Origin of the sequence: Streptomyces sp. NPDC029044, assembly GCF_040637495.1 — a bacterium.
Classification (GTDB): Bacteria; Actinomycetota; Actinomycetes; order Streptomycetales; family Streptomycetaceae; genus Streptomyces.
On record NZ_JBEZWN010000081.1, the window covers coordinates 1 to 21705 of the forward strand.

At 69.6% G+C, this 21705-nt stretch carries 17 protein-coding genes and 2 tRNA genes; 16 read left to right on the plus strand and 3 right to left on the minus strand.

Going from position 1 to position 21705, the window contains the following annotated elements:
* The first annotated feature begins 359 nt into the window (after positions 1-359).
* Entirely contained in the window at positions 360-1424 is a 1065-nt protein-coding gene (locus AB0E85_RS35630) for a PQQ-binding-like beta-propeller repeat protein (protein WP_361936370.1), read from the plus strand.
* 29 nt (positions 1425-1453) lie between these two features.
* Here AB0E85_RS35630 and AB0E85_RS35635 read toward each other — a convergent pair whose 3' ends face one another.
* The gene (locus AB0E85_RS35635; RefSeq protein ID WP_361936372.1) at positions 1454-1909 is read right to left on the minus strand and encodes an ASCH domain-containing protein; all 456 of its coding nucleotides are present in this window, start codon (positions 1907-1909) and stop codon (positions 1454-1456) included.
* A 116-nt stretch (positions 1910-2025) separates the two neighbouring features.
* Positions 2026-2099, minus strand: a tRNA-Gly gene (locus AB0E85_RS35640).
* Between the two features lie 164 nt (positions 2100-2263).
* Between AB0E85_RS35640 and AB0E85_RS35645 the strand changes: the two genes are divergently transcribed.
* The 5 genes from AB0E85_RS35645 (at position 2264) to clpX (ending at position 7151) form a co-directional block, all read left to right on the plus strand.
* Positions 2264-2340: transfer RNA gene (locus AB0E85_RS35645), tRNA-Pro, on the plus strand.
* 193 nt (positions 2341-2533) lie between these two features.
* Positions 2534-3919, plus strand: a complete 1386-nt coding sequence (gene tig / locus AB0E85_RS35650) for a trigger factor (protein ID WP_361936375.1) — start codon at positions 2534-2536, stop codon at positions 3917-3919.
* 341 nt (positions 3920-4260) lie between these two features.
* Entirely contained in the window at positions 4261-4866 is a 606-nt protein-coding gene (locus AB0E85_RS35655) for an ATP-dependent Clp protease proteolytic subunit (protein ID WP_030818448.1), read from the plus strand.
* A gap of 109 nt (positions 4867-4975) precedes the next feature.
* Positions 4976-5683 carry an ATP-dependent Clp protease proteolytic subunit gene (locus AB0E85_RS35660; RefSeq protein ID WP_361936378.1) on the plus strand — a complete coding sequence of 236 codons (708 nt, stop codon included), beginning with the start codon at positions 4976-4978 and terminating at the stop codon, positions 5681-5683.
* A 181-nt stretch (positions 5684-5864) separates the two neighbouring features.
* On the plus strand, positions 5865-7151 hold the full coding sequence (gene clpX, locus AB0E85_RS35665; protein ID WP_031114127.1) for an ATP-dependent Clp protease ATP-binding subunit ClpX: 1287 nt from the start codon (positions 5865-5867) through the stop codon (positions 7149-7151).
* A 72-nt stretch (positions 7152-7223) separates the two neighbouring features.
* Here the strand turns inward: clpX and AB0E85_RS35670 are convergent, their stop codons facing one another.
* Positions 7224-8153, minus strand: coding sequence for a hypothetical protein (locus tag AB0E85_RS35670; RefSeq protein ID WP_361936381.1), 930 nt, complete (start codon positions 8151-8153; stop codon positions 7224-7226).
* 138 nt (positions 8154-8291) lie between these two features.
* Here AB0E85_RS35670 and AB0E85_RS35675 point away from each other — a divergent pair, with 138 nt between their 5' ends.
* The 10 genes from AB0E85_RS35675 (at position 8292) to AB0E85_RS35720 (ending at position 21680) form a co-directional block, all read left to right on the plus strand.
* Positions 8292-10916 (plus strand): valine--tRNA ligase, encoded by a 2625-nt coding sequence (locus AB0E85_RS35675; RefSeq protein WP_361936384.1) that lies wholly within the window; start codon positions 8292-8294, stop codon positions 10914-10916.
* A 160-nt stretch (positions 10917-11076) separates the two neighbouring features.
* Positions 11077-12600, plus strand: a complete 1524-nt coding sequence (locus tag AB0E85_RS35680; RefSeq protein ID WP_361936387.1) for a folylpolyglutamate synthase/dihydrofolate synthase family protein — start codon at positions 11077-11079, stop codon at positions 12598-12600.
* A 5-nt stretch (positions 12601-12605) separates the two neighbouring features.
* Positions 12606-12974 carry a DUF4233 domain-containing protein gene (locus tag AB0E85_RS35685; protein ID WP_361936390.1) on the plus strand — a complete coding sequence of 123 codons (369 nt, stop codon included), beginning with the start codon at positions 12606-12608 and terminating at the stop codon, positions 12972-12974.
* Positions 12975-13039: 65 nt separating this feature from the next.
* On the plus strand, positions 13040-13453 hold the full coding sequence (gene ndk, locus AB0E85_RS35690) for a nucleoside-diphosphate kinase (protein ID WP_030836243.1): 414 nt from the start codon (positions 13040-13042) through the stop codon (positions 13451-13453).
* A 275-nt stretch (positions 13454-13728) separates the two neighbouring features.
* Positions 13729-14748 (plus strand): rod shape-determining protein, encoded by a 1020-nt coding sequence (locus AB0E85_RS35695; protein WP_004001297.1) that lies wholly within the window; start codon positions 13729-13731, stop codon positions 14746-14748.
* Between the two features lie 144 nt (positions 14749-14892).
* The gene (mreC, locus tag AB0E85_RS35700; RefSeq protein ID WP_361936395.1) at positions 14893-15840 is read left to right on the plus strand and encodes a rod shape-determining protein MreC; all 948 of its coding nucleotides are present in this window, start codon (positions 14893-14895) and stop codon (positions 15838-15840) included.
* Between the two features lie 13 nt (positions 15841-15853).
* The gene (gene mreD, locus AB0E85_RS35705) at positions 15854-16528 is read left to right on the plus strand and encodes a rod shape-determining protein MreD (RefSeq protein ID WP_161367644.1); all 675 of its coding nucleotides are present in this window, start codon (positions 15854-15856) and stop codon (positions 16526-16528) included.
* A gap of 148 nt (positions 16529-16676) precedes the next feature.
* On the plus strand, positions 16677-18920 hold the full coding sequence (gene mrdA, locus AB0E85_RS35710; protein ID WP_361936399.1) for a penicillin-binding protein 2: 2244 nt from the start codon (positions 16677-16679) through the stop codon (positions 18918-18920).
* Positions 18917-20119, plus strand: coding sequence for a rod shape-determining protein RodA (gene rodA / locus AB0E85_RS35715; protein WP_361936402.1), 1203 nt, complete (start codon positions 18917-18919; stop codon positions 20117-20119). Before mrdA ends, rodA begins: the two co-directional genes overlap by 4 nt.
* Positions 20120-20174: 55 nt before the next feature.
* Complete coding sequence (locus tag AB0E85_RS35720) at positions 20175-21680, plus strand: CYTH and CHAD domain-containing protein (RefSeq protein WP_361936405.1); 1506 nt, start codon at positions 20175-20177, stop codon at positions 21678-21680.
* The last annotated feature ends 25 nt before the right edge of the window (positions 21681-21705 follow it).

Genomic DNA, 21705 nt, shown 5'->3' on the forward strand with positions numbered 1-21705 from the left:
CCGCTCTTCCGATCTGACCGGACGCCGGGCGGCCCGGGGCGCGGCGCCCCGGGCCCGACAGAACTCCGACGGAACAGCACCGCCCACCCGGTGACCAGGCCGGCGCCCCCGCGCCCGGCACGGAGCGCACCCGCGGCCGCCGCAGACACGGGCTGCTGCTGGTCTCGGCCGCGGCGGCCGTCGCACTCGCCGCGATCGTCACCACCACCGTCGCCCTGATCCGCGACCACGACCGCCCGCCCTCCTCCACCCCCAGGGCGGCCGACCTCCCCGTCGGCTGGAAACCGTGGGCCGCCAGGGCGAAGGCCCCCAAAAGCATCGACAGCGGCCTGGGCCGCGACTCCTTCCAGAGCTGCGCCGTGGTGGACACGTCCCTGCTCTGCGCCGGTGCCCAGGTCATGGCGACCCGCTTCGACCTGTCCGGGGGCCGCAACACCTGGACCCGGCTGGTCGACGCCACCGCACCACAGAGCCCGACCAGCGACGAGGGCTCGATCATCGGAACGGGCCGCGGCCGCGTCTACGCCTACCAGGTGGACGAGCGGGAGATGGCGGACGGAGCCGGGCCGCTGTTCACCTACACCGTCTCCGCCCTGGCCGCCGGCACCGGGAAGGTGCTGTGGCGGACCGAGACGGCCGACGGCCAGACGGCGAGCGCCCCCGACGGCGTGAAGGGCGGCGCCGTCGCCGTCCCCGAAGGCGTCATCACTTCCTACGGCGCCCAGGGAGAGCAGTACGCCCTGCTCGACACCGGCACGGGCGAGGTCCGCTGGAAGCGCCCCGAGCCGCAGGGCGCGGACCACTGCCTGCTGCGCGCCGCGGCCGAACGCGCCTACCTGATCTGCACCACCGGCAGGTGGCAGCAGGACACCGCCAGGACCACCGTGTCCGAGATCGGCACGGCCGACGGCAAGCCCCGCTGGACGGTCGAGGCGAAGGGGGCCCAGGACCTGCTCGGCCGGGACGGCGGCAGCCTGGTGCTGGCGAACGCGTACTCGCCGGGCAAGGGATTGACCCTGCTCGACGTCTCCTCGCGCGAGCTCACCGCCGTGCGGGTCTCCGGCGAGCAGGCCGAGGCGTCCGGTGCCTACCTCCGGCGCGGAACCGTCTACTTCACCCGGGGCAGCGGCGGTGTCAGCGCGGTCTCGCCCCGCACCGGCCGGACCCTCTGGGACAGCAATTCCACCGTGGAGCAGCAGGGCCCGCCGACCGCCTCCGCCACGCACGTCTACTTTGCGTCCCCCAGTGGCCGGGTGGCCGCCCTGAACGTCTCCACCGGCGAGATCGAGGGCACCCGCGACGGCCGCGACGACAGCGGCGAGCCCGACAACACCTCCGGCGCCCCCCTCACCCTGGTCGGGGACGCCCTCTACATCCCGTACGGCGACCGCTCCGTCTACACCCTGGACGTCCGGACCCTCTGAATCAGCGAGCCGGTGTCTGCCGGCGCCGATCAGCCGGCGGGGCGCAGATCGGTGACGAGACGGAAGCGCTCCAGAACCACCGGCGTCGTGTCGTCCACGGTGAAGTGCGGGTCCTCCAGAGCCGCCCGCACGTCCTCACCGTGCCAGAACCGCTCGTGACCTTCCCGCCACTCGGCCACGCTGCGGTGCCCCTCTCCCTCGTCCACGACGTGGGCGAGATCGACCTCGGCCAGCGGAACGACACGCACGCCGGTCACCTCGACCACCGCGACCGGACGACCGTCCGAGTCGACGACCACCGAGCGGTCCCCGGCCTCGGGTATCGGCTCGCCCTCGTGCTCGTAGTCGACGACGAGTCCCGTCGTGGACGTCTTCGAACCGTCCAGGATCGCCGCGACGAGCTGATCGCGCAGAGCACCGGGGAAGGCGAACTCGGCCCTGGGCATCGAGGCGATGTCCGCGGGCGAGAAGGAGTCGGAAGCCATGCGACGACCGTAACGGCCGTCCCAGAACCTCTGCGGCGACCCCCGAACCGGACCAAGCCCCGGAAACACTCGGGGCCAGGTCGAGGAATGATCCTCCGACCTGGCCCTGAGCCATGTGGAGCGGGCGACGGGAATCGAACCCGCGTAGCTAGTTTGGAAGACTAGTGCTCTACCATTGAGCTACGCCCGCACAGCACGCGCCGCAGGTCGGGTGACCGCGGCACTGAAGGCATCGTAGCGGGTCGGCCCCCGTCGTCGCACACCGCATTCCCGCCGGAGCCGACGCGGCACGGACCCTGTGGAAATGCGGCCGCCGCACTGCCTGTCGGCATGTACCCTACGTGTCGCACCAGACGGGGTGTGGCGCAGCTTGGTAGCGCGTCCGCTTTGGGAGCGGAAGGCCGTGGGTTCAAATCCCGCCACCCCGACCAGCCACCCGATCATCTCGCGTGATCGCCCATCCGATCACTCACGTGATCGCCTTTTGGGCGGTGTAGGCGCTGCCGTTACTATGCAAGCTGCACGCCCGTGTGTCTCAGCGTCTGAAGTCTCCGGGCGGCGAAATCCGCCGGGCCGTTCTGGCCCCGGCAGAAACCAAGAAGTCAGCCACAAGGAGACCGAACCGTGAAGAGCGCCGTGGAGACCCTGAACCCGACCCGGGTTCGGCTGACTGTCGAGGTGCCCTTCGAGGAGCTCAAGGACAGCCTCGACGCGGCGTACAAGAAGATCAACCAGCAGGTCACGGTGAAGGGCTTCCGCAAGGGCAAGGTCCCGGCCCGGGTCATCGACCAGCGGTTCGGCCGCGGTGCGGTTCTGGAGGAGGCGGTCAACGACGCGCTTCCGAAGTTCTACACCGACGCGGTCAACGAGGCCGAGCTCAGCGTGCTGGGCCAGCCCGAGGTCGACATCACGGAGCTGAAGGACGGCGAGACGCTGAACTTCACCGCCGAGGTCGACATCCGCCCCTCCATCGAGATCCCGGACTTCTCCGGCATCGAGGTCGAGGTCGACGCGGTCGAGGTCACCGACGAGGACGTCGACAAGGCCGTCGAGGAGCTGCGCGAGCGCTTCGCCTCCACCGCCCCGGTCGAGCGTGCCGCCGAGGACGGCGACGTCGTGACGATCGACCTCCAGGCCAAGGTCGACGGCGAGGTCCTGGAGGACGGCGTCGCCGACGGCGTCTCCTACACCATCGGCTCCGGCGAGCTGCTGGACGGCATCGACGACGCCGTGAAGGGCGTGGAGGCCGGTGGCGAGGCCACCTTCACCTCCGAGCTCAAGGGCGGCTCCGCCGCCGGCAAGGAGGCCGAGGTCACCGTCAAGGTCACCCAGGTCGCCAAGCGTGAACTGCCCGAGCTGGACGACGAGTTCGCGCAGCTCGCCTCCGAGTTCGACACCATCGAGGAGCTCCGCGCGGACAGCCGCAAGCGCCTCGAGAACATGAAGCAGTACGACCAGGCCACGCAGGCCCAGGAGCGCGTCCTGGAGAAGCTGCTGGAGCTCGTCGAGGTGCCCGTCCCCGAGAAGCTGCTCGAGGACGAGATCAACACCCGCAAGCACAACCTGGAGCACCACCAGCTCGGCCAGATGGGCCTCGACCTCGGGAAGTACCTGGAGATCCAGGGCAAGACCGAGGAGGAGTTCGACGCCGAGACCAAGGAAGCCGCGGTCAAGGGCATCAAGACCCAGTTCGTGCTCGACGAGCTCGTCAAGCAGGAGAAGCTGAACGTCAACCAGGAGGAGCTCACCGAGCACCTCATGCGCCGTGCGGCCTCCTCCGGCATGTCCCCCGACCAGTTCGCCCAGGCGGTCGTCGAGGGCGGCCAGGTTCCGCTCCTGGTCGGCGAGGTCGCCCGCGGCAAGGCCCTGGCCGTCGTGGTCGAGAAGGCCACGGTCAAGGACACCAACGGCGAGGTCATCGACCTCGACGACGAAGAGGACGAGGAGACCACCGAGGCCTCCGCCGAGGAGACCCCGGCCGAGTCCGCCGAGGAGAAGACCGAGGGCTGAGTCCCGGTCGCGACGAGTTCGTGAGGAAGGCCCCGGGGTGTGAAACCCCGGGGCCTTTTTCCACCCGCGAGGGCAGCTCACCCTCAGGGGCGCGGGGAACCGCGCGATCGACCACGACGGGCCCTGCGGCCCGACCGAGGGCCGAAACCACCCCCGGCCCGGCCGCGCAGCACTACGCCCCCGGCGAACACTCCCATCTCCGGGATTCCCCGAAGGGACCCGCGCGTTAGGGTCCATGAATACGAGGGCAGTGGAGTCCCCGAACGGCTCCTAGCCCCTAGGGAAACGTGAGACGGCCCGGCGCCGTCGTAAGACGAGCAGGTGGATACGTGACGAATCTGATGCCCTCAGCCGCCGGCGAGCCCTCTATCGGTGGCGGCCTCGGCGACCAGGTCTACAACCGGCTGCTCAACGAGCGGATCATCTTCCTCGGCCAGCCGGTCGACGACGACATCGCGAACAAGATCACCGCGCAGCTGCTGCTCCTTGCCGCCGACCCGGACAAGGACATCTACCTGTACATCAACAGCCCCGGCGGTTCCATCACGGCCGGCATGGCGATCTACGACACCATGCAGTTCATCAAGAACGACGTGGTCACCATCGCCATGGGCCTCGCGGCCTCGATGGGTCAGTTCCTGCTGAGTGCCGGCACCCCCGGCAAGCGCTTCGCGCTGCCGAACGCCGAGATCCTGATCCACCAGCCCTCCGCCGGCCTCGCCGGTTCGGCCTCGGACATCAAGATCCACGCCGAGCGGCTGCTGCACACCAAGAAGCGCATGGCCGAGCTCACGTCCCAGCACACGGGGCAGTCGGTCGAGCAGATCACCCGCGACTCGGACCGCGACCGCTGGTTCGACGCCTTCGAGGCCAAGGAGTACGGCCTCATCGACGACGTGATTCCCACGGCCGCCGGTATGCCGGGCGGCGGCGGCACCGGGGCCTGAGCGGTCCCCACGGGGCCTGTGGCGCCCCGTGAGGCCCACGGAGCCCTGCCGGGCCCCAGCGACCCCAGACAGCCCCAGCCGACCGCCTCAGCCCTTTTCAGGAGACACCGTGAACCAGTTCCCCGGCAGCGGGATCTACGACCGTATGCACGCCGTGCAGGACATGAACGGCTCGCAGGGCCGCTACACCGGCCCGCAGGCCGAGTCCCGCTACGTCATCCCCCGCTTCGTCGAGCGCACCTCCCAGGGCATCCGCGAGTACGACCCGTACGCGAAGCTCTTCGAGGAGCGCGTGATCTTCCTCGGCGTCCAGATCGACGACGCCTCCGCCAACGACGTCATGGCGCAGCTGCTGTGCCTGGAGTCGATGGACCCCGACCGTGACATCTCGGTCTACATCAACAGCCCCGGCGGCTCCTTCACGGCGCTCACGGCGATCTACGACACGATGCAGTACGTCAAGCCGGACATCCAGACGGTCTGCATGGGCCAGGCCGCCTCCGCCGCCGCCGTCCTGCTGGCCGCCGGCACGCCGGGCAAGCGGATGGCCCTGCCGAACGCGCGCGTCCTGATCCACCAGCCGTACAGCGAGACCGGCCGCGGCCAGGTCTCCGACCTGGAGATCGCCGCGAACGAGATCCTGCGGATGCGCTCGCAGCTGGAGGAGATGCTGGCCAAGCACTCCACCACGCCGGTCGAGAAGATCCGCGAGGACATCGAGCGCGACAAGATCCTCACGGCCGAGGACGCGCTGAGCTACGGCCTGATCGACCAGATCATCACCACCCGGAAGATGGACAACTCGAGCCTGCGCTGACGCGAGAGGCAGTGACGTCTGCCGCCCCTTGGCACGGTTTGACTCGGTTCACGTCAAAGCGAACCGCGCCAAGGGGGGCCCGAACGGGGGGCCCGGCAAGGTACCGTCGGACATAAGGCAGCACCAGGAGTCCGCTGGACGTCGACGTCCAGGAGTCTCCCAGGCGAAGGGGAAGCACACCGTGGCACGCATCGGTGACGGCGGCGATCTGCTCAAGTGCTCGTTCTGCGGCAAGAGCCAGAAGCAGGTCAAGAAGCTCATCGCAGGGCCCGGTGTGTACATCTGCGACGAGTGCATCGATCTCTGCAACGAGATCATCGAGGAAGAGCTGGCGGAAACCAGCGAGGTCCGCTGGGAGGAGCTCCCGAAGCCCCGCGAGATCTACGAGTTCCTCGAGGGCTACGTGGTCGGCCAGGAAGCCGCCAAGAAGGCCCTGTCCGTGGCGGTGTACAACCACTACAAGCGCGTCCAGGCCGGCGAGAACGGCGGGGCGAACGGCCGTGACGACGCCATCGAGTTGGCGAAGTCCAACATCCTGCTCCTCGGCCCCACGGGCTCCGGCAAGACCCTCCTCGCGCAGACCCTCGCGCGCATGCTGAACGTCCCCTTCGCGATCGCCGACGCCACGGCCCTCACGGAGGCGGGTTACGTCGGCGAGGACGTCGAGAACATCCTGCTCAAGCTGATCCAGGCGGCCGACTACGACGTCAAGAAGGCCGAGACCGGGATCATCTACATCGACGAGATCGACAAGGTCGCGAGGAAGAGCGAAAACCCCTCCATCACGCGCGACGTGTCGGGCGAGGGCGTCCAGCAGGCACTGCTGAAGATCCTGGAGGGCACCACGGCCTCGGTCCCGCCGCAGGGCGGCCGCAAGCACCCCCACCAGGAGTTCATCCAGATCGACACGACGAACGTGCTGTTCATCGTGGGCGGCGCCTTCGCCGGTCTGGAGAAGATCATCGAGGCCCGGGCGGGTGCCAAGGGCATCGGCTTCGGCGCGCAGATCCGCTCCAAGCGCGAGATGGAGTCCAAGGACCAGTTCCAGGAGGTCATGCCGGAGGACCTGGTCAAGTTCGGCATGATCCCCGAGTTCATCGGCCGCCTGCCGGTCATCACCTCGGTCCACAACCTCGACCGCGAGGCCCTGCTCCAGATCCTCGTCGAGCCGCGCAACGCGCTCGTCAAGCAGTACCAGCGCCTCTTCGAACTCGACGGCGTGGAGCTGGACTTCGAGCGCGAGGCCCTCGAAGCCATCGCCGACCAGGCCATCCTCCGCCAGACCGGCGCGCGCGGCCTGCGCGCCATCATGGAGGAAGTCCTCCAGGGCGTGATGTACGAGGTCCCGTCCCGCAAGGACGTCGCCCGCGTCGTCATCACGGCGGACGTCGTCCAGTCGAACGTGAACCCGACGCTGATCCCGCGGGATGCGCGGGGGCGGGGGCCGGGGGAGCAGAAGACGGCGTGACGCAGACGTAAATAAAGGGAAGGGGCCCCGGTCATCGACCGGGGCCCCTTCCCTTTATTGCCTCCGGCGTCGTCAGACCTTGACCCGGATTTCCGGACGGATCTTGGTGGTGATGTCGATGGCGGTGTCCTTGGAGGTGTCACCGGCGGCGGTACCCGAGGAGACCACCGCGATGGTGCTGTAGTCGGCCCAGGCGCAGAACCAGTTGGTCTGCTCCTTCTTGGTCATGACGTTCTGACCCTTGAGCGCCTGGCACTTCATGACCGCGCCGTCGAGGTCCGCCTCCTCGGGCTCGCCGATCAGCTCGGTCTTGCCGCCGCTGCTGCTGGAGGAGTCCTTCTCGGCGGACTTCTTGAAGTTGGCGAAGAAGGTGTCCAGGGACGCCTCCGGGTCGGAGACCTCGCCGTAGACCCCGAAGAAGTTGACGCTCTTGGCCGTGGCCATCTCGGCGGCCGAGGACGGGTCCGTGGGGTCGTACTTGGTGGGGTCCACCGTGGAATAGGTGGCCAGCACCGACTTGCCGTTCTTGACGCCGCTCTTCTCCAGCTCCTTGGTGGAGTCGTCGCCGGCGGTCGCCCCGTCCTTGGTGATGCGGTTGTACTCGCTCATCACCTTCGCCGGAGTCGCCAGCTTGTGCGGCCCGTCGTCCTCCAGGGCGCCCGCGCCGCCGCCTCCGCCGATCACGAAGTACGTGCCGACGCCGATCGCCGCCACGACGGCGACCGCGCCGATGATGAGGCCGGTCTTCTTCTTGCCGCCGCCCGGCGCGGGCGGCTGGGGCACGCCGTACGGGGCCTGGCCGTAGGGCGGCTGCGGCTGCTGGCCGTACGGGGGCTGCTGGCCGTAGGGGGCCTGCTGGGGCGGGACGCCCTGCGGGGGCTGCTGGGGGTAGCCGTAGCCGGGCTGGGGCGCCTGCGGCGGCTGGCCGTACGGGCCGGGCTGGCCGTACGGACCGGGCTGCTGGGGCTGCCCGCCGTACGGGCCCGGCTGGTTGTAACTCATGTTCTGGGTTCCCCTCCAGATGCTTATGTGTTCCGGCCATCCTGGCGCAGACCCGCCGTGTGCATGGCATCGGGCCCCCCACCGTTACAAAGCAAACGCGTTTCGGGACGGGGTCGTGACACCTCTAAACTGACCCCCGTGACCGAGAACGCTCAGCAGCAGCCACCAGCGCCCAGCACCGACCTGCCGACCCAGTACGCGCCGGCCGACGTAGAGGGGCCGCTGTACGAGCGCTGGGTAGAGCGGGGTTACTTCGAGGCGGACGAGAAGAGCGAGAAGCCGCCGTACACCATCGTCATCCCGCCGCCGAACGTCACGGGCTCGCTCCACCTGGGGCACGCCTTCGAGCACACGCTCATCGACGCCCTGACCCGCCGCAAGCGCATGCAGGGCTACGAGACGCTGTGGCAGCCCGGCATGGACCACGCCGGGATCGCCACGCAGAACGTCGTCGAGCGCGAGCTCGGCAAGGAGGGCAAGTCCCGGCACGACCTGGGCCGTGAGGCCTTCGTCGAGCGGGTCTGGCAGTGGAAGGGCGAGTCCGGCGGCCAGATCAGCGGCCAGATGCGGCGGTTGGGCGACGGCGTGGCCTGGTCGCGCGAGCGCTTCACGATGGACGAGGGCCTCTCCCAGGCCGTCCAGACCATCTTCAAGCGCCTCTACGACGACGAGCTGATCTACCGCGCCGAGCGCATCATCAACTGGTGCCCGCGCTGTCTGACGGCCATCTCGGACATCGAGGTCGAGTACCAGGACGACGACGGCGAGCTCGTCTCCATGAAGTACGGCGACGGGGACGACACCATCGTCGTCGCCACCACCCGTGCCGAGACGATGCTCGGTGACACGGCCGTCGCCGTCCACCCCGAGGACGAGCGCTACAAGCACCTGATCGGCAAGCTGGTCAAGCTGCCGCTGACCGACCGCTCCATCCCGGTCGTCGCGGACGAGCACGTCGACCCCGAGTTCGGCACGGGCGCCGTCAAGGTGACGCCGGCGCACGACCCGAACGACTTCGAGATCGGCCAGCGCCACGACCTGCCGGCCATCACGATCATGGACGAGCACGCGGTGATCACCGCCCACGGCCCTTTCCAGGGCCTGGACCGGCTGGAGGCCCGCTCGGCGATCGTCGCTGCCCTGCGCGCCGAAGGCCGGATCGTCGCCGAGAAGCGGCCCTACGTCCACTCCGTCGGCCACTGCTCGCGCTGCAAGACCACCATCGAGCCGCGCCTGTCCATGCAGTGGTGGGTCAAGGTCGGCCCGCTCGCGAAGGCCGCCGGTGACGCGGTCCGCGACGGCAAGGTCAAGATCCATCCGCGGGAGATGGAGAAGCGCTACTTCGACTGGGTCGACAACCTCCACGACTGGTGCATCTCGCGCCAGCTGTGGTGGGGCCACCGCATCCCGGTCTGGTACGGCCCGAACGGCGAGGTCGTCTGCGTCGGCCCCGACGAGGAGCCGCCGAGCGGTGAGGGCTGGCGTCAGGACACCGACGTCCTCGACACCTGGTTCTCCTCCGGCCTGTGGCCGTTCTCCACGCTGGGCTGGCCCGAACAGACCGAGTCGCTCGCGAAGTTCTACCCGAACTCCGTCCTGGTCACCGGCTACGACATCCTCTTCTTCTGGGTCGCCCGGATGATGATGTTCGGCCTGTACGCGATGGACGGCACCCCGCCGTTCCACACCATCGCCCTGCACGGCATGGTCCGCGACCAGTTCGGCAAGAAGATGTCGAAGTCCTTCGGCAACGCGGTCAACCCGCTGGACTGGATGGACAAGTACGGCTCCGACGCCCTGCGCTTCACCCTCGCCCGCGGCGCCAACCCCGGCGTCGACGTCCCGATCGGCGAGGACTGGGTCCAGGGCTCGCGGAACTTCGCCAACAAGATCTGGAACGCGACGCGCTTCGCGATGATGAACGGCGCGACGATCGAGGGCCCGCTGCCGGACGCGTCGAAGATGTCCTCGACCGACCGCTGGATCCTGTCCCGCCTCAACTCGGTGGTCGCCGAGGTCGACGCGTTCTACGAGGACTACCAGTTCGCGAAGCTCTCCGACGCCCTGTTCCACTTCGCGTGGGACGAGGTCTTCGACTGGTACGTCGAGCTGTCCAAGACGACGTTCCAGGCGGGCGGCGAGGCGGCCGAGGTCTCCCAGCGCGTCCTCGGTGAGGTCCTCGACGTCACGCTGAAGCTGCTGCACCCGGTGGTCCCGTTCGTCACCGAGACCCTGTGGACCACCCTCACCGGCGGCGAGTCGGTCGTCATCGCCGACTGGCCGAAGGACAGTGGCTTCCGGGACGCCGACGCCGAACGTGAGATCGAGTCACTCCAGTCGGTCATCACCGAGGTCCGCCGCTTCCGAGCCGACCAGGGCCTCCAGCCCGGCCAGCGGGTCCCGGCCCGGCTGACCCTGGACGGCACGCGGTTCGCGCCCCACGAGGCCGCCATCCGCCAGCTGCTCCGGCTCCAGCCCGAGGGCGACGCCTTCACGGCCACGGCCACCCTCCCGGTCGCCGGCGCCGAGGTCGCCCTCGACCTCTCCGGCACGATCGACGTGGCGGCGGAGCGCAAGCGCCTGGCCAAGGACCTCGCCGCGGCCGAGAAGGAGAAGGCCCAGGCGAACGCCAAGCTCGGCAACGAGGCGTTCCTGGCGAAGGCCCCCGACCACGTCGTCGACAAGATCCGCACCCGCCTGGCCAAGGCGGAGGAGGACATCGCCCGCATCCAGGCCCAGCTGGAGAGGCTGCCGCAGGCGTAAGGGTTCGTCGGTCGTGCGGGCCCCGGTGCTGGTCAGCGCCGGGGCCCGCACGCACTTCAGGGGCGCGGGGAACCGCGCGACAAGCCACGCACGACCGGCACGGACAGGACGACACAAGCCACCCCCGACCGATGTCACCCCCGCTCCGTAGACTGGCCCCGTGAGCGAGCTCCCTCCAGACCACAACGCCGACGACCAGCCCGACCCCCTCAACGCCTTCGACGAGATCATCGCGGAGGAGACCACCCGCGACCCCGACCTCGCGGTCATCGAGGCCGGCAGCCGAACCCTGCGCACCCAGGGCGGCCCGCCCGACGCCGACGTCCCCGCGCGCCCCGCCGACCCCGAGGTCGACAAGGCCCTGCGCGAGGTCGAGACCGAGCTCGCCACCCGCTGGGGCGAGACGAAGCTGGAGCCCTCCGTCAGCCGCATCGCCGCGCTGATGGACGTGCTGGGCGAGCCGCAGCGGTCGTACCCGTCGATCCACATCACGGGCACCAACGGCAAGACCTCCACGGCCCGCATGATCGAGGCCCTGCTCGGCGCCTTCGAGCTGCGCACCGGCCGCTACACCTCGCCCCACGTGCAGTCGATCACCGAGCGGATCAGCCTCGACGGCGCCCCCATCTCGCCCGAGCGGTTCATCGAGACGTACCAGGACATCAAGCCGTACGTGGAGATGGTCGACGCGCAGCAGGAGTACCGGCTGTCGTTCTTCGAGGTGCTCACGGGCATGGCGTACGCGGCGTTCGCCGACGCCCCCGCTGACGTGGCCGTCGTGGAGGTCGGCATGGGCGGCTCCTGGGACGCGACGAACGTGATCGACGGTGACGTCGCCGTCGTCACGCCGATAGACCTCGACCACACCGACCGGCTCGGCGGCACGCACGCCGAGATCGCCACGGAGAAGGCCGGCATCATCAAGCAGGGTGCGACGGTCATCATGGCGCAGCAGCCGGTCGACGCGGCGCAGGTGCTGTTGAAGAAGGCCGTCGAGGTGGACGCGACCGTGGCCCGGGAAGGGCTGGAGTTCGGCGTCGTCGAGCGGCAGGTGGCCGTCGGCGGGCAGCTGGTGACGCTGCGCGGGCTCGGCGGCGAGTACCCCGAGGTGTACCTGCCGCTGCACGGCGCGCATCAGGCGCACAACGCGGCCGTCGCGCTCGCCGCCGTCGAGGCGTTCTTCGGCGTGGGCGCGCAGCGGGCCGACGCGCTGGATCCGGACACGGTCCGCAAGGCCTTCGCCGCCGTGGCCTCGCCGGGCCGGCTGGAGGTCGTGCGCCGGTCGCCCACGGTCGTGCTGGACGCCGCCCACAACCCGGCGGGTGCGCGGGCGACGGCCGAGGCGATCGGGGAGGCGTTCCAGTTCAGCCGGCTCATCGGCGTGGTCGGCGCGAGCGGCGACAAGAACGTACGGGGGCTGCTGGAGGCCTTCGAGCCGGTGTTCGCGGAGGTCGTGATCACGCAGAACTCCAGCCACCGCGCGATGGACGCCGACGAGCTCGCAGGTATCGCCGTGGAGGTGTTCGGCGAGGAGCGCGTCCAGGTCGAGCCGCGGCTGCCCGACGCGCTGGAGGCCGCCATCACCCTGGCCGAGGAGGAGGGCGAGTTCGCGGGCGGCGGTGTGCTCGTCACCGGTTCCGTCATCACCGTCGGCGAGGCCCGACTGCTCCTGGGGAGGGGCTGAGTCCCGTGCGCACGCTCTGTTCTTCGACGCTGATCGGCGAGTTCTTCGTCATCGGGTTCGCCGGACTGGTCGCCATGAAGGATCCCGACCTGTCCATGACGACCGTGTGGACGGTCAGCGGCATCGCGATGTTCCTGTGCCTGGTGCTGTGCGGTCTGGTGACGCGGCCGGGCGGGGTCGTCCTCGGCTGGGCGCTGCAGATCGCGCTCATCGCGTCGGGGTTCGTCGTCCCGAGCATGTTCTTCCTGGGGGCGGTCTTCGCGGCCCTGTGGTGGGCGTCGGTGCACTACGGCCGGAAGGTGGACGAGGCGAAGGCGAGATTCGCGGCCCAGGCGGGCTCCCCTGCGGGTTCCTCCACACCTGACGCTGCGTGACAGTCGCCCCGACACGCCGGGTAATCTCGTCCCACCGCTAAACCTTTACGTACAAGGAGCCCGTCGTGAGCCAGCGCACCCTCGTCCTCCTCAAGCCCGACGCCGTCCGTCGAGGCCTGACCGGCGAGATCATCAGCCGCATCGAGCGCAAGGCGGGCTGGACGATCACCGCGCTGGAGCTGCGCACGCTGGACCAGGACACGCTGGAGCAGCACTACGGCGAGCACAAGGGCAAGCCCTTCTACGAGCCGCTGGTGGACTTCATGGCCTCCGGTCCGGTCGTGGCGCTGATCGTCGAGGGTGAGCGGGTCATCGAGGGCGTGCGCGCACTCGCCGGCCCGACCGACCCGATCGCCGCGGCGCCGGGCTCCATCCGCGGCGACTACGGCGTCATCGTCCGGGAGAACCTGATCCACGCCTCCGACTCCGAGGAGTCCGCCGAGCGCGAGGTGAAGATTTTCTTCCCCGGCCGGGCGTAGCGCCCGCACCTCACCAGCACATACGGCGGGTCCGGGGGTCGTAGCCCCCGGACTTTGCGGCATATGCGTGGCGATCGAGGGAACGATGGTCCCCGAACGCCCGTCTCCAGAAGCGAATGCGGACGGCATCTGCTGACAATGGCGGAGACCCTCCCGCAGTGTTCGCGAAGGCGCGTCTACGATGGAAGCCTTCACGTCACAGCACCCACCTTTGCCTACCTGAAAAGCCCTCAAAAGCTAGTGGGAAGGCCAGACGAATCCTGATGGGGAACTCAATGTCGTTCATCGGCCGTGACATGGCTGTCGACCTCGGGACCGCCAACACGCTGGTGTACGTCAGGGGTCGCGGGATCGTACTCAACGAGCCGTCCGTCGTCGCGATCAACACCAACACCGGTGGCATCCTCGCGGTCGGCGCCGAAGCGAAGAAGATGATCGGGCGCACGCCCGGCAACATCGTTGCCGTGCGTCCGCTGAAGGACGGCGTGATCGCCGACTTCGAGATCACCGAGCGGATGCTCCGCTACTTCATCCTGAAGATCCACAAGCGGCGGTATCTGGCTCGTCCGCGGGTTGTCGTCTGTGTGCCCTCGGGCATCACGGGCGTCGAGCGCCGCGCCGTCATCGAGGCGTCGTCCCAGGCCGGCGCCCGTCAGGTGCACATCATCGAGGAGCCCATGGCCGCGGCCATCGGCTCCGGCCTGCCGGTCCACGAGGCCACGGGCAACATGGTGGTCGACATCGGCGGCGGCACCACGGAGGTCGCGGTCATCTCCCTCGGCGGCATCGTCACCGCCCAGTCCATCCGTGTCGCGGGCGACGAACTGGACAACGCGATCATCCAGCACATCAAGAAGGAGTACTCCCTCCTGCTGGGTGAGCGCACGGCCGAGCAGATCAAGATCACGATCGGTTCGGCGTACGACCTCGACTCCGACGAGCACACCGAAATCCGTGGCCGGGACCTCGTCTCCGGGCTGCCGAAGACCGTCGTCATCTCCGCCGCCGAAGTCCGCAAGGCGATCGAGGAGCCGGTCAACGCGATCGTCGACGCCGTCAAGACGACCCTCGACAAGTGTCCGCCGGAGCTGTCCGGCGACATCATGGACCGAGGAATCGTTCTGACCGGCGGCGGGGCGCTGCTGCGGGGTCTCGACGAGCGGCTGCGCCGGGAGACCGGCATGCCGATCCACATCGCCGAGGACCCGCTGGACAGCGTGGCGCTCGGATCCGGAAAGTGCGTCGAGGAGTTCGAGGCGCTCCAGCAGGTGCTCGACGCCCAGCCGCGCAGATGACGTAACTCTTCGATTCCGCCGTACGGGACGATCTCCTCTCGTACGGCGGATCGTTGATATAGAGGCATAAGCTCCCACAAAGCAGCCCCTCGGGATTCCCTGGGGCTTCCCGAATTCCTATGAGGAAGGGCACGGCCGCCGCACGTGAGGGACACACGAGAGAGCCGGCTGCTCCTGGTGCTGCTGATCGCCATCGCGTTCGCGTTGATCACGGTGGACATCCGCGGTGGGGAGGACTCGCCCGTCGACGGTGCCCGGCAGGGCGCGGCCACGGTCTTCGGCCCGATCGAGAGCGGCGTCTCGGCCGCGGTCGACCCGGTCGGCAACGCGGTCTCCGCCATCCGCGACTCCGGGGAGCGGCACGACCGGCTCGCCGCGCTGGAAGAGGAGAACGCGGCCCTGAAGGCGCGCCTGGGCAGTGACGACCGCAGCCGCAGCCGCCTCAAGCAGCTCGACAAGATGCTGAAGGTCGCCGGCCAGGGCCGGTACGGCATCAAGGGCGCCGAGGTCATCGCCATCGGAGCCGCGCAGGGCTTCTCCTGGACCATCACCATCGACGTCGGAGCCAACGACGGCATCAAGCGCGACATGACGGTCCTGAACGGGGACGGACTCGTCGGCCGCGTCACCACCGTCGGGCCCAACACCGCCACGGTCCTGCTGGCCAGCGACCCCGACTTCACCGTCGGCACCCGGATGGAGTCCGGTGACGAGCTCGGCTTCGCCTCCGGGCAGGGCGACCGCCCGCTGCGCGTCGAACTCCTCAACGGCAAGGCGGAGGTGAAGAAGGGCGACCGCCTGGTCACCTTCGGCTCCCAGGCCGACCGGCCGTTCGTGCCCGGCGTTCCCGTCGGCGTCGTCTCCCGCGTGGACCCCTCCGGCGGCGGCCTGACCCGCACGCTCTACGTCACGCCGTACGCCGCCTTCACCAAGCTGGACATCGTCGGTGTCGTCGTCGAGGCCCCGAAGAAGGACCCGCGTGACACGGTGCTCCCGCCCAAGCCCAAGCCGACCCCCAGGCCGACGGTGACGGTGACCGTGACGCCGTCCCCCGAGGCGCCCGTGGACGGCCAGAACCAGCAAGAGCAGTAGGAGCTGTCACCCCATGCGCGTCAACCGGATCCTGCTCTCCTCCGCCCTGGTCGTCGTCGCCCTGGTGATCCAGGTCAGCGTCCTCGCCCGCCTGCATCTGCCGGGCGCCGTGCCCGATCTGCTGCTGCTGACCGTCCTCGGCCTCGCGCTGGTGTACGGGCACGTGGGCGGCGCCCTCGTCGGTTTCGGCGCGGGCCTGCTCGCCGACCTGGCCCCGCCCGCCGACCACGCCGCCGGGCGCTACGCCCTGGTGCTGTGCGTCATCGGCTACCTCGCAGGCCTGGTGAAACCCGAGACGGGCCAGCTGAAGTCCGCGACCGGCCCGATGGCCGTCGTGGTCGCCGCCGCGGTCGGCTCCACCCTGCTGTATGCGGGGGTCGGTGCCCTCGTCGGTGACACCGCCGCCCGCCATGTGGGCCTCGGCAGCCTGCTGTTCACGGCCGCCCTGTACGACCTGCTGCTCGCCCCCTTCGTCGTGCCGGGGATCATGGCCCTGGCCCGGCGCGCCGAGAACGATCCGCTCGCCGAGTCGACCTCGGCCGCGGCCAAGGCCACCGACATCTCCTCCGGCTGGCTCTCCGGCGGCACCGGACTGAAGATCGGCAGCCAGCGCAACGGGCTGCGCGTGAAGGCCGCCCGGGCGCGGATGGCACGCGCCGGGCGCATCAAGGGGGTCAAGCGGCTGTGAGCGCAGGGAAGTTCACCCGAACGGGTCGGTCCAGTAGGAACGCCGGCCCGCGGGCCGGGCGTTCATCACTCGACACCGCACACACGTGCCCCGGCAGACCGTCGGCTCCGCACACCCGTACGCGCACCGAGAGGGGGAGGCAGCCGCAGTGACCAACATTCCCGAGACCGGCCGGAACTCACGGGTCCAGATCCGGCTCGTCGTCATCCAGGTCCTCGTCCTCTCCCTCCTGCTCACCCTCGGCGGGCGCCTGTGGTACCTCCAGATCCGCGAGGGCGCCGCCTACGCCAAGGAGGCCTCGGGCAACCACGTCCAGCAGGTCGTCCAGCCGGCCGTCCGCGGCTCGATCCTGGACGCCCGCGGCGTGGCCCTCGCGGACAACGAGACGCGGCTGGTCGTCTCCGCCTCGCGCACCGACCTGCTGAAGATGAAGGACGACGGCGAGGAAGTCCTCACCAAGCTCGCCAAGGTCCTGGGCATGACGCCCAAGGAGGTCCAGGAGAAGGTCCGGCTGTGCGACGCCGAGACGCCGCAGCCCTGCTGGAACGGCTCGCCCTACCAGCCCATCCCCATCACCGACGAGGCCACCGCCAAGCAGGCCCTCCAGATCCGCGAGCGCGCCGAGGACTTCCCCGGCATCACCGCCGAGCCGGAGGCCGTGCGCCGCTACCCGAGCCCCGGCAAGGCCAACACCGCCCAGGTCCTCGGCTACCTCTCGCCGGTCACCGACGAGGAGATCAAGAAGGCGCAGAACACCAACTCGCCGTATCTCCGCTCCGACCAGGTCGGCCGCTCCGGTCTGGAGCGCCAGTACGACAAGGCGCTGCGCGGCAAGGCCGGCGTCACCCGCTACGAGGTCGACAACCTCGGCCGGGTCATCGGCCAGGCCGAGGCCGACCCGGCCCACCCCGGCGACAACCTCGTCACCAGCATCGACTCCCGGGTCCAGCGCATCGCCGAGTACCAGCTGAACGAGGCGATGAAGGAAGCCCGCAAGCAGCACGACCGCAACACCGGCACCAACTACAAGGCCGACTCCGGCGCCGTCGTGGTGATGGAGGCCAAGACCGGCCGCGTCGTCGCCATGGCCTCGAACCCCACCTACGACCCGAACGCCTGGGTGGGCGGCATCTCCGCCAAGGACTACGCGCGGCTCACCGGCAAGAGCTCCAACTACCCGCTGCTCAACCGCGCCATCCAGGGCCAGTCGGCGCCCGGCTCCATCTTCAAGGTCATCCCGACGGCCGCCGCGGTCAACGCCGGGTACTCCTTCAACGGCCCCTACAACTGCTCCAGCTCGTACTCGATCGGTGGCCAGGTCTTCAAGAACTTCGAGTCCCAGAGCCACGGCGCCATCAGCCTCGGCCGCGCCCTGGAGGTGTCCTGCGACACCGTCTTCTACGCCCTCTCCCACGAGGAGTGGAAGCGCGACGGCGGCACCAAGCCGAAGAAGAACGCCAACGACTGGTTCTACAAGACCGCCCACCAGTTCGGCCTCGGCAAGGAGACCGGCATCGACCTGCCCAACGAGGTCACCGGCCGCGTCCCCGACCGCAAGTGGAAGCTGGACTATTGGAAGGCCAACAAGGACGTCTGGTGCCGCACCGGCAAGCGCAACGGCAGCTACGCCGAGAAGATCGCCTACGAGAACTGCCTCGAAGGCAACCGCCTGCGCGCCGGTGACTCCGTCAACTACTCCATCGGCCAGGGCGACACGCTCGTCACACCCATCCAGATGGCCACCATCTACTCGGCCATCTCCAACGGCGGCACCCTCTACAACCCCTCCGTGGGCAAGGCCGTCATCAGCGCCGACGGCAAGACGGTCACGCCGATCAAGCCCGAGTCGCACGGCAAGCTGCCGATGACGCAGAAGACGCGCGACGAGATAGACGAAGCCCTCGCGGGAGTCGCCACCCGCGGTACGGCCGCCTGGAGGTTCGGCGGCTGGCCGCAGGACAAGATCCCGATGCACGCCAAGACGGGTACGGCGGAGGTCTACGGCAAACAGACGACCTCCTGGTTCGCCACGTACACCAAGGACTACTCGATCGTCATGACGATCTCCCAGGGCGGTACGGGCTCCGGCGCCTCGGGCCCCGCCGTCCGCAACATCTACAACGCGCTGTACGGCGTCTCCGAGGACGGCGCCATCGACGCGAAGAAGGCCCTGCTGCCCGCCCCGCAGAAGGCCCTGCCCAAGGTCAAGACGGACGGCACCATCGCCTCCCCGAAGGTCTCCAAGGACCCGGCCAAGGACCAGCAGGCCAAGAAGAAGGACCCGAACGCCCCGGACCCGCTCCAGCCGGCGACGGCCGCCCCGCCGACGCCGGAGAACCGTGACACCCGAAGGCGGCGCCGCCGCCGGGGAAGCCGGAGGTGCCTCGCATGACCGGCGGTGTGAACAGCTTCCAGGTCTCCGGCTACGGACCCGAACGCTCCGGCTGGACGCGGCTGCTGGCCCGCGACTCGGTGGCGCGGCGGCTCGACTGGCCGATCCTGCTGTCGGCGACGGTCCTGTCGCTGCTCGGCACGCTCCTCGTCTACTCGGCCACCCGCAACCGCACGGAGCTCAACCAGGGCGACCCGTACTACTTCCTCGTCCGGCACCTGCTGAACACCGGCATCGGCCTCGCCCTGATGGCCGGCACGATCTGGCTCGGCCACCGCGCCCTGCGCACGGCCGTGCCCGTCCTCTACGGCTTCTCCGTGCTGCTGATCCTGCTGGTGCTGACCCCACTCGGCTCCACCATCAACGGCGCCCACTCCTGGATCAAGCTGCCCGGCGGCTTCTCGCTGCAGCCCTCGGAGTTCGTCAAGGTCACGATCATCCTGGGCATGGCGATGCTGCTGGCCGCCCGGGTCGACGCGGGCGACAAGCAGTACCCCGACCACCGCACGGTCGTGCAGGCGCTCGGTCTGGCCGCAGTCCCCATGCTGATCGTCATGCTGATGCCCGACCTCGGGTCGGTCATGGTGATGGTCATCATCGTGCTCGGGGTGCTGCTGGCCTCCGGGGCGTCCAACCGCTGGGTGTTCGGCCTGCTCGGCGCGGGCACCCTCGGCGCGGTCACCGTCTGGCAGCTCGGGGTGCTCGACGACTACCAGATCGCCCGCTTCGCCGCCTTCGCCAACCCCGCACTCGACCCGGCCGGCGTCGGCTACAACACCAACCAGGCCCGCATCGCCATCGGTTCCGGAGGCCTGACCGGCTCCGGCCTCTTCCACGGGTCGCAGACCACCGGCCAGTTCGTGCCCGAACAGCAGACGGACTTCGTCTTCACCGTGGCGGGCGAGGAACTGGGCTTCCTCGGCGGCGGCCTGATCATCCTGCTGCTCGGCATCGTGCTGTGGCGGGCCTGCCGCATCGCCCGTGAGACCACGGATCTGTACGGCACGATCGTGGCCGCCGGCATCGTCGCCTGGTTCGCCTTCCAGACGTTCGAGAACGTCGGCATGACGCTCGGCATCATGCCGGTCACCGGCCTGCCCCTGCCGTTCGTGTCCTACGGCGGATCATCGATGTTCGCCGTGTGGATAGCGGTGGGGTTGTTGCAGTCGATCCGGGTGCAACGACCGATGTCGGCCTGATGCCGCGCGGGGTGGCCCTCTGCCGCCCCGCGCCCCGGCCGACTAGATTCGGTGCATGGTGGACAGCAAGCGCGAGATCGAGCGGAAGTACGAGTCGGCGGAGGCCGGACTGCCCGACCTGACCGGAGTCACCGGGGTCGCGGCCGTCGCCGACAAGGGTGTGGCCCACCTCGACGCCACCTACTACGACACCGGTGACGAACGCCTCGCGGCGTCGTCCGTCACCCTGCGCCGCCGCACCGGCGGTTCCGACGCCGGCTGGCACCTGAAGTTCCCGGTCACCCCGGGCGTCCGCGACGAGATCCACGCCCCGCTCTCCGACACCCTCCCCGACGACCTCGCCGCGCTGGTCCGCTCCCGGGTCCGTGACGGCGAGCTGCTGCCGGTGGTCCGGCTGCGCTCCGACCGCGACGTACGCCATCTGCTCGACGCGGACCGCCGTCTGCTCGCCGAGGTGAGCGTGGACACCGTGCACGCCGAGCGGCTCACGGGGCGCGGCGGTCAGGCGCGGTGGACCGAGATCGAGGTGGAGCTCGCCGACGGGGGAGACCCCGCCCTCCTCGACAAGGTGGAGAAGCGGCTGCGCAAGGCGGGCGTACGACCGTCGGCGTCGTCGTCGAAGCTGGCCCGCGCCCTGGAGGAGACGGCACCGGGCAAGCGGCGCAGGACCGCGCCCGCCCGGAAACCGGTGACCGCCGCGGACCATGTGCTCGCCTACGTGCGCACCCAGCGGGACGCCATCGTCGAGCTCGACCCCGCCGTCCGCCGCGACGCCGAGGACTCCGTGCACAGCATGCGCGTGGCGACCCGCCGGCTGCGCAGCACCTTCAAGTCGTTCGGCAAGATCCTCGACCGGACCGTCACCGACCCCGTCGGCGACGAGCTGAAGTGGCTCGCCGGCGAGCTGGGCCTGGACCGTGACCGCGAGGTGCTGACCGACCGGCTGACCGCGGCCCTCGACGAGGTGCCCGAGGGCCTCGTCCGCGGCCCGGTCGCACAGCGCCTGCACTCCTGGTCCAGCGCCGAGCACCGCGGAGCCCGCGGCCGCCTCCTCGGCGTCCTGGACTCCCGCCGCTACCTGACCCTCCTCGACACCCTGGACGCGCTGATCGCCGACCCACCGCTGCTCAAGGCGGCAGGCAAGGCGCCCCGCAAGCCGATCGCCAAGGCCGTACGGAAGGACTTCCGCAAGGTGTCCGGGCTGATCCGGCGCGCGGCGGAACTGGAGCCCGGCACCGACCGGGACGTCGCGCTGCACGAGGCGCGCAAGAAGACCAAGCGCACCCGCTACGCCGCGGAGGCGGCCGAACCCGTCCTCGGCAAGCGGGCCAAGACCATGGTCAAGTCCATGAAGTCGTTGCAGAACCTGCTCGGCGAGCACCAGGACAGCGTGATGGCCCGGCAGGCACTGCGCGAGCTGTCGGCGGTCGCCCACGCCGCGGGGGAGAGCGCCTTCACCTACGGCCTGCTCCACGAGCGCGAGGAGCAGCGGGCGGTCCGCGTGGAGGCCGAACTGCCCGGGGTCTGGGACGGGATCAAGGACGGTGCGACGGACCTCTGACCTTCCGGCGTACGGAGGCGCCCCG

Excerpts from the sequence above, each read along its gene's own strand:
- AB0E85_RS35635 (WP_361936372.1), bottom strand. The coding sequence starts at position 1,909 with ATGGCTTCCGACTCCTTCTCGCCCGCGGACATCGCCTCGATGCCCAGG.
- AB0E85_RS35655 (WP_030818448.1), top strand. The coding sequence starts at position 4,261 with ATGCCCTCAGCCGCCGGCGAGCCCTCTATCGGTGGCGGCCTCGGCGAC.
- AB0E85_RS35670 (WP_361936381.1), bottom strand. The coding sequence starts at position 8,153 with ATGAGTTACAACCAGCCGGGCCCGTACGGCGGGCAGCCCCAGCAGCCC.
- AB0E85_RS35695 (WP_004001297.1), top strand. The coding sequence starts at position 13,729 with ATGTCGTTCATCGGCCGTGACATGGCTGTCGACCTCGGGACCGCCAAC.
- mreD (WP_161367644.1), top strand. The coding sequence starts at position 15,854 with ATGCGCGTCAACCGGATCCTGCTCTCCTCCGCCCTGGTCGTCGTCGCC.
- rodA (WP_361936402.1), top strand. The coding sequence starts at position 18,917 with ATGACCGGCGGTGTGAACAGCTTCCAGGTCTCCGGCTACGGACCCGAA.
- AB0E85_RS35720 (WP_361936405.1), top strand. The coding sequence starts at position 20,175 with ATGGTGGACAGCAAGCGCGAGATCGAGCGGAAGTACGAGTCGGCGGAG.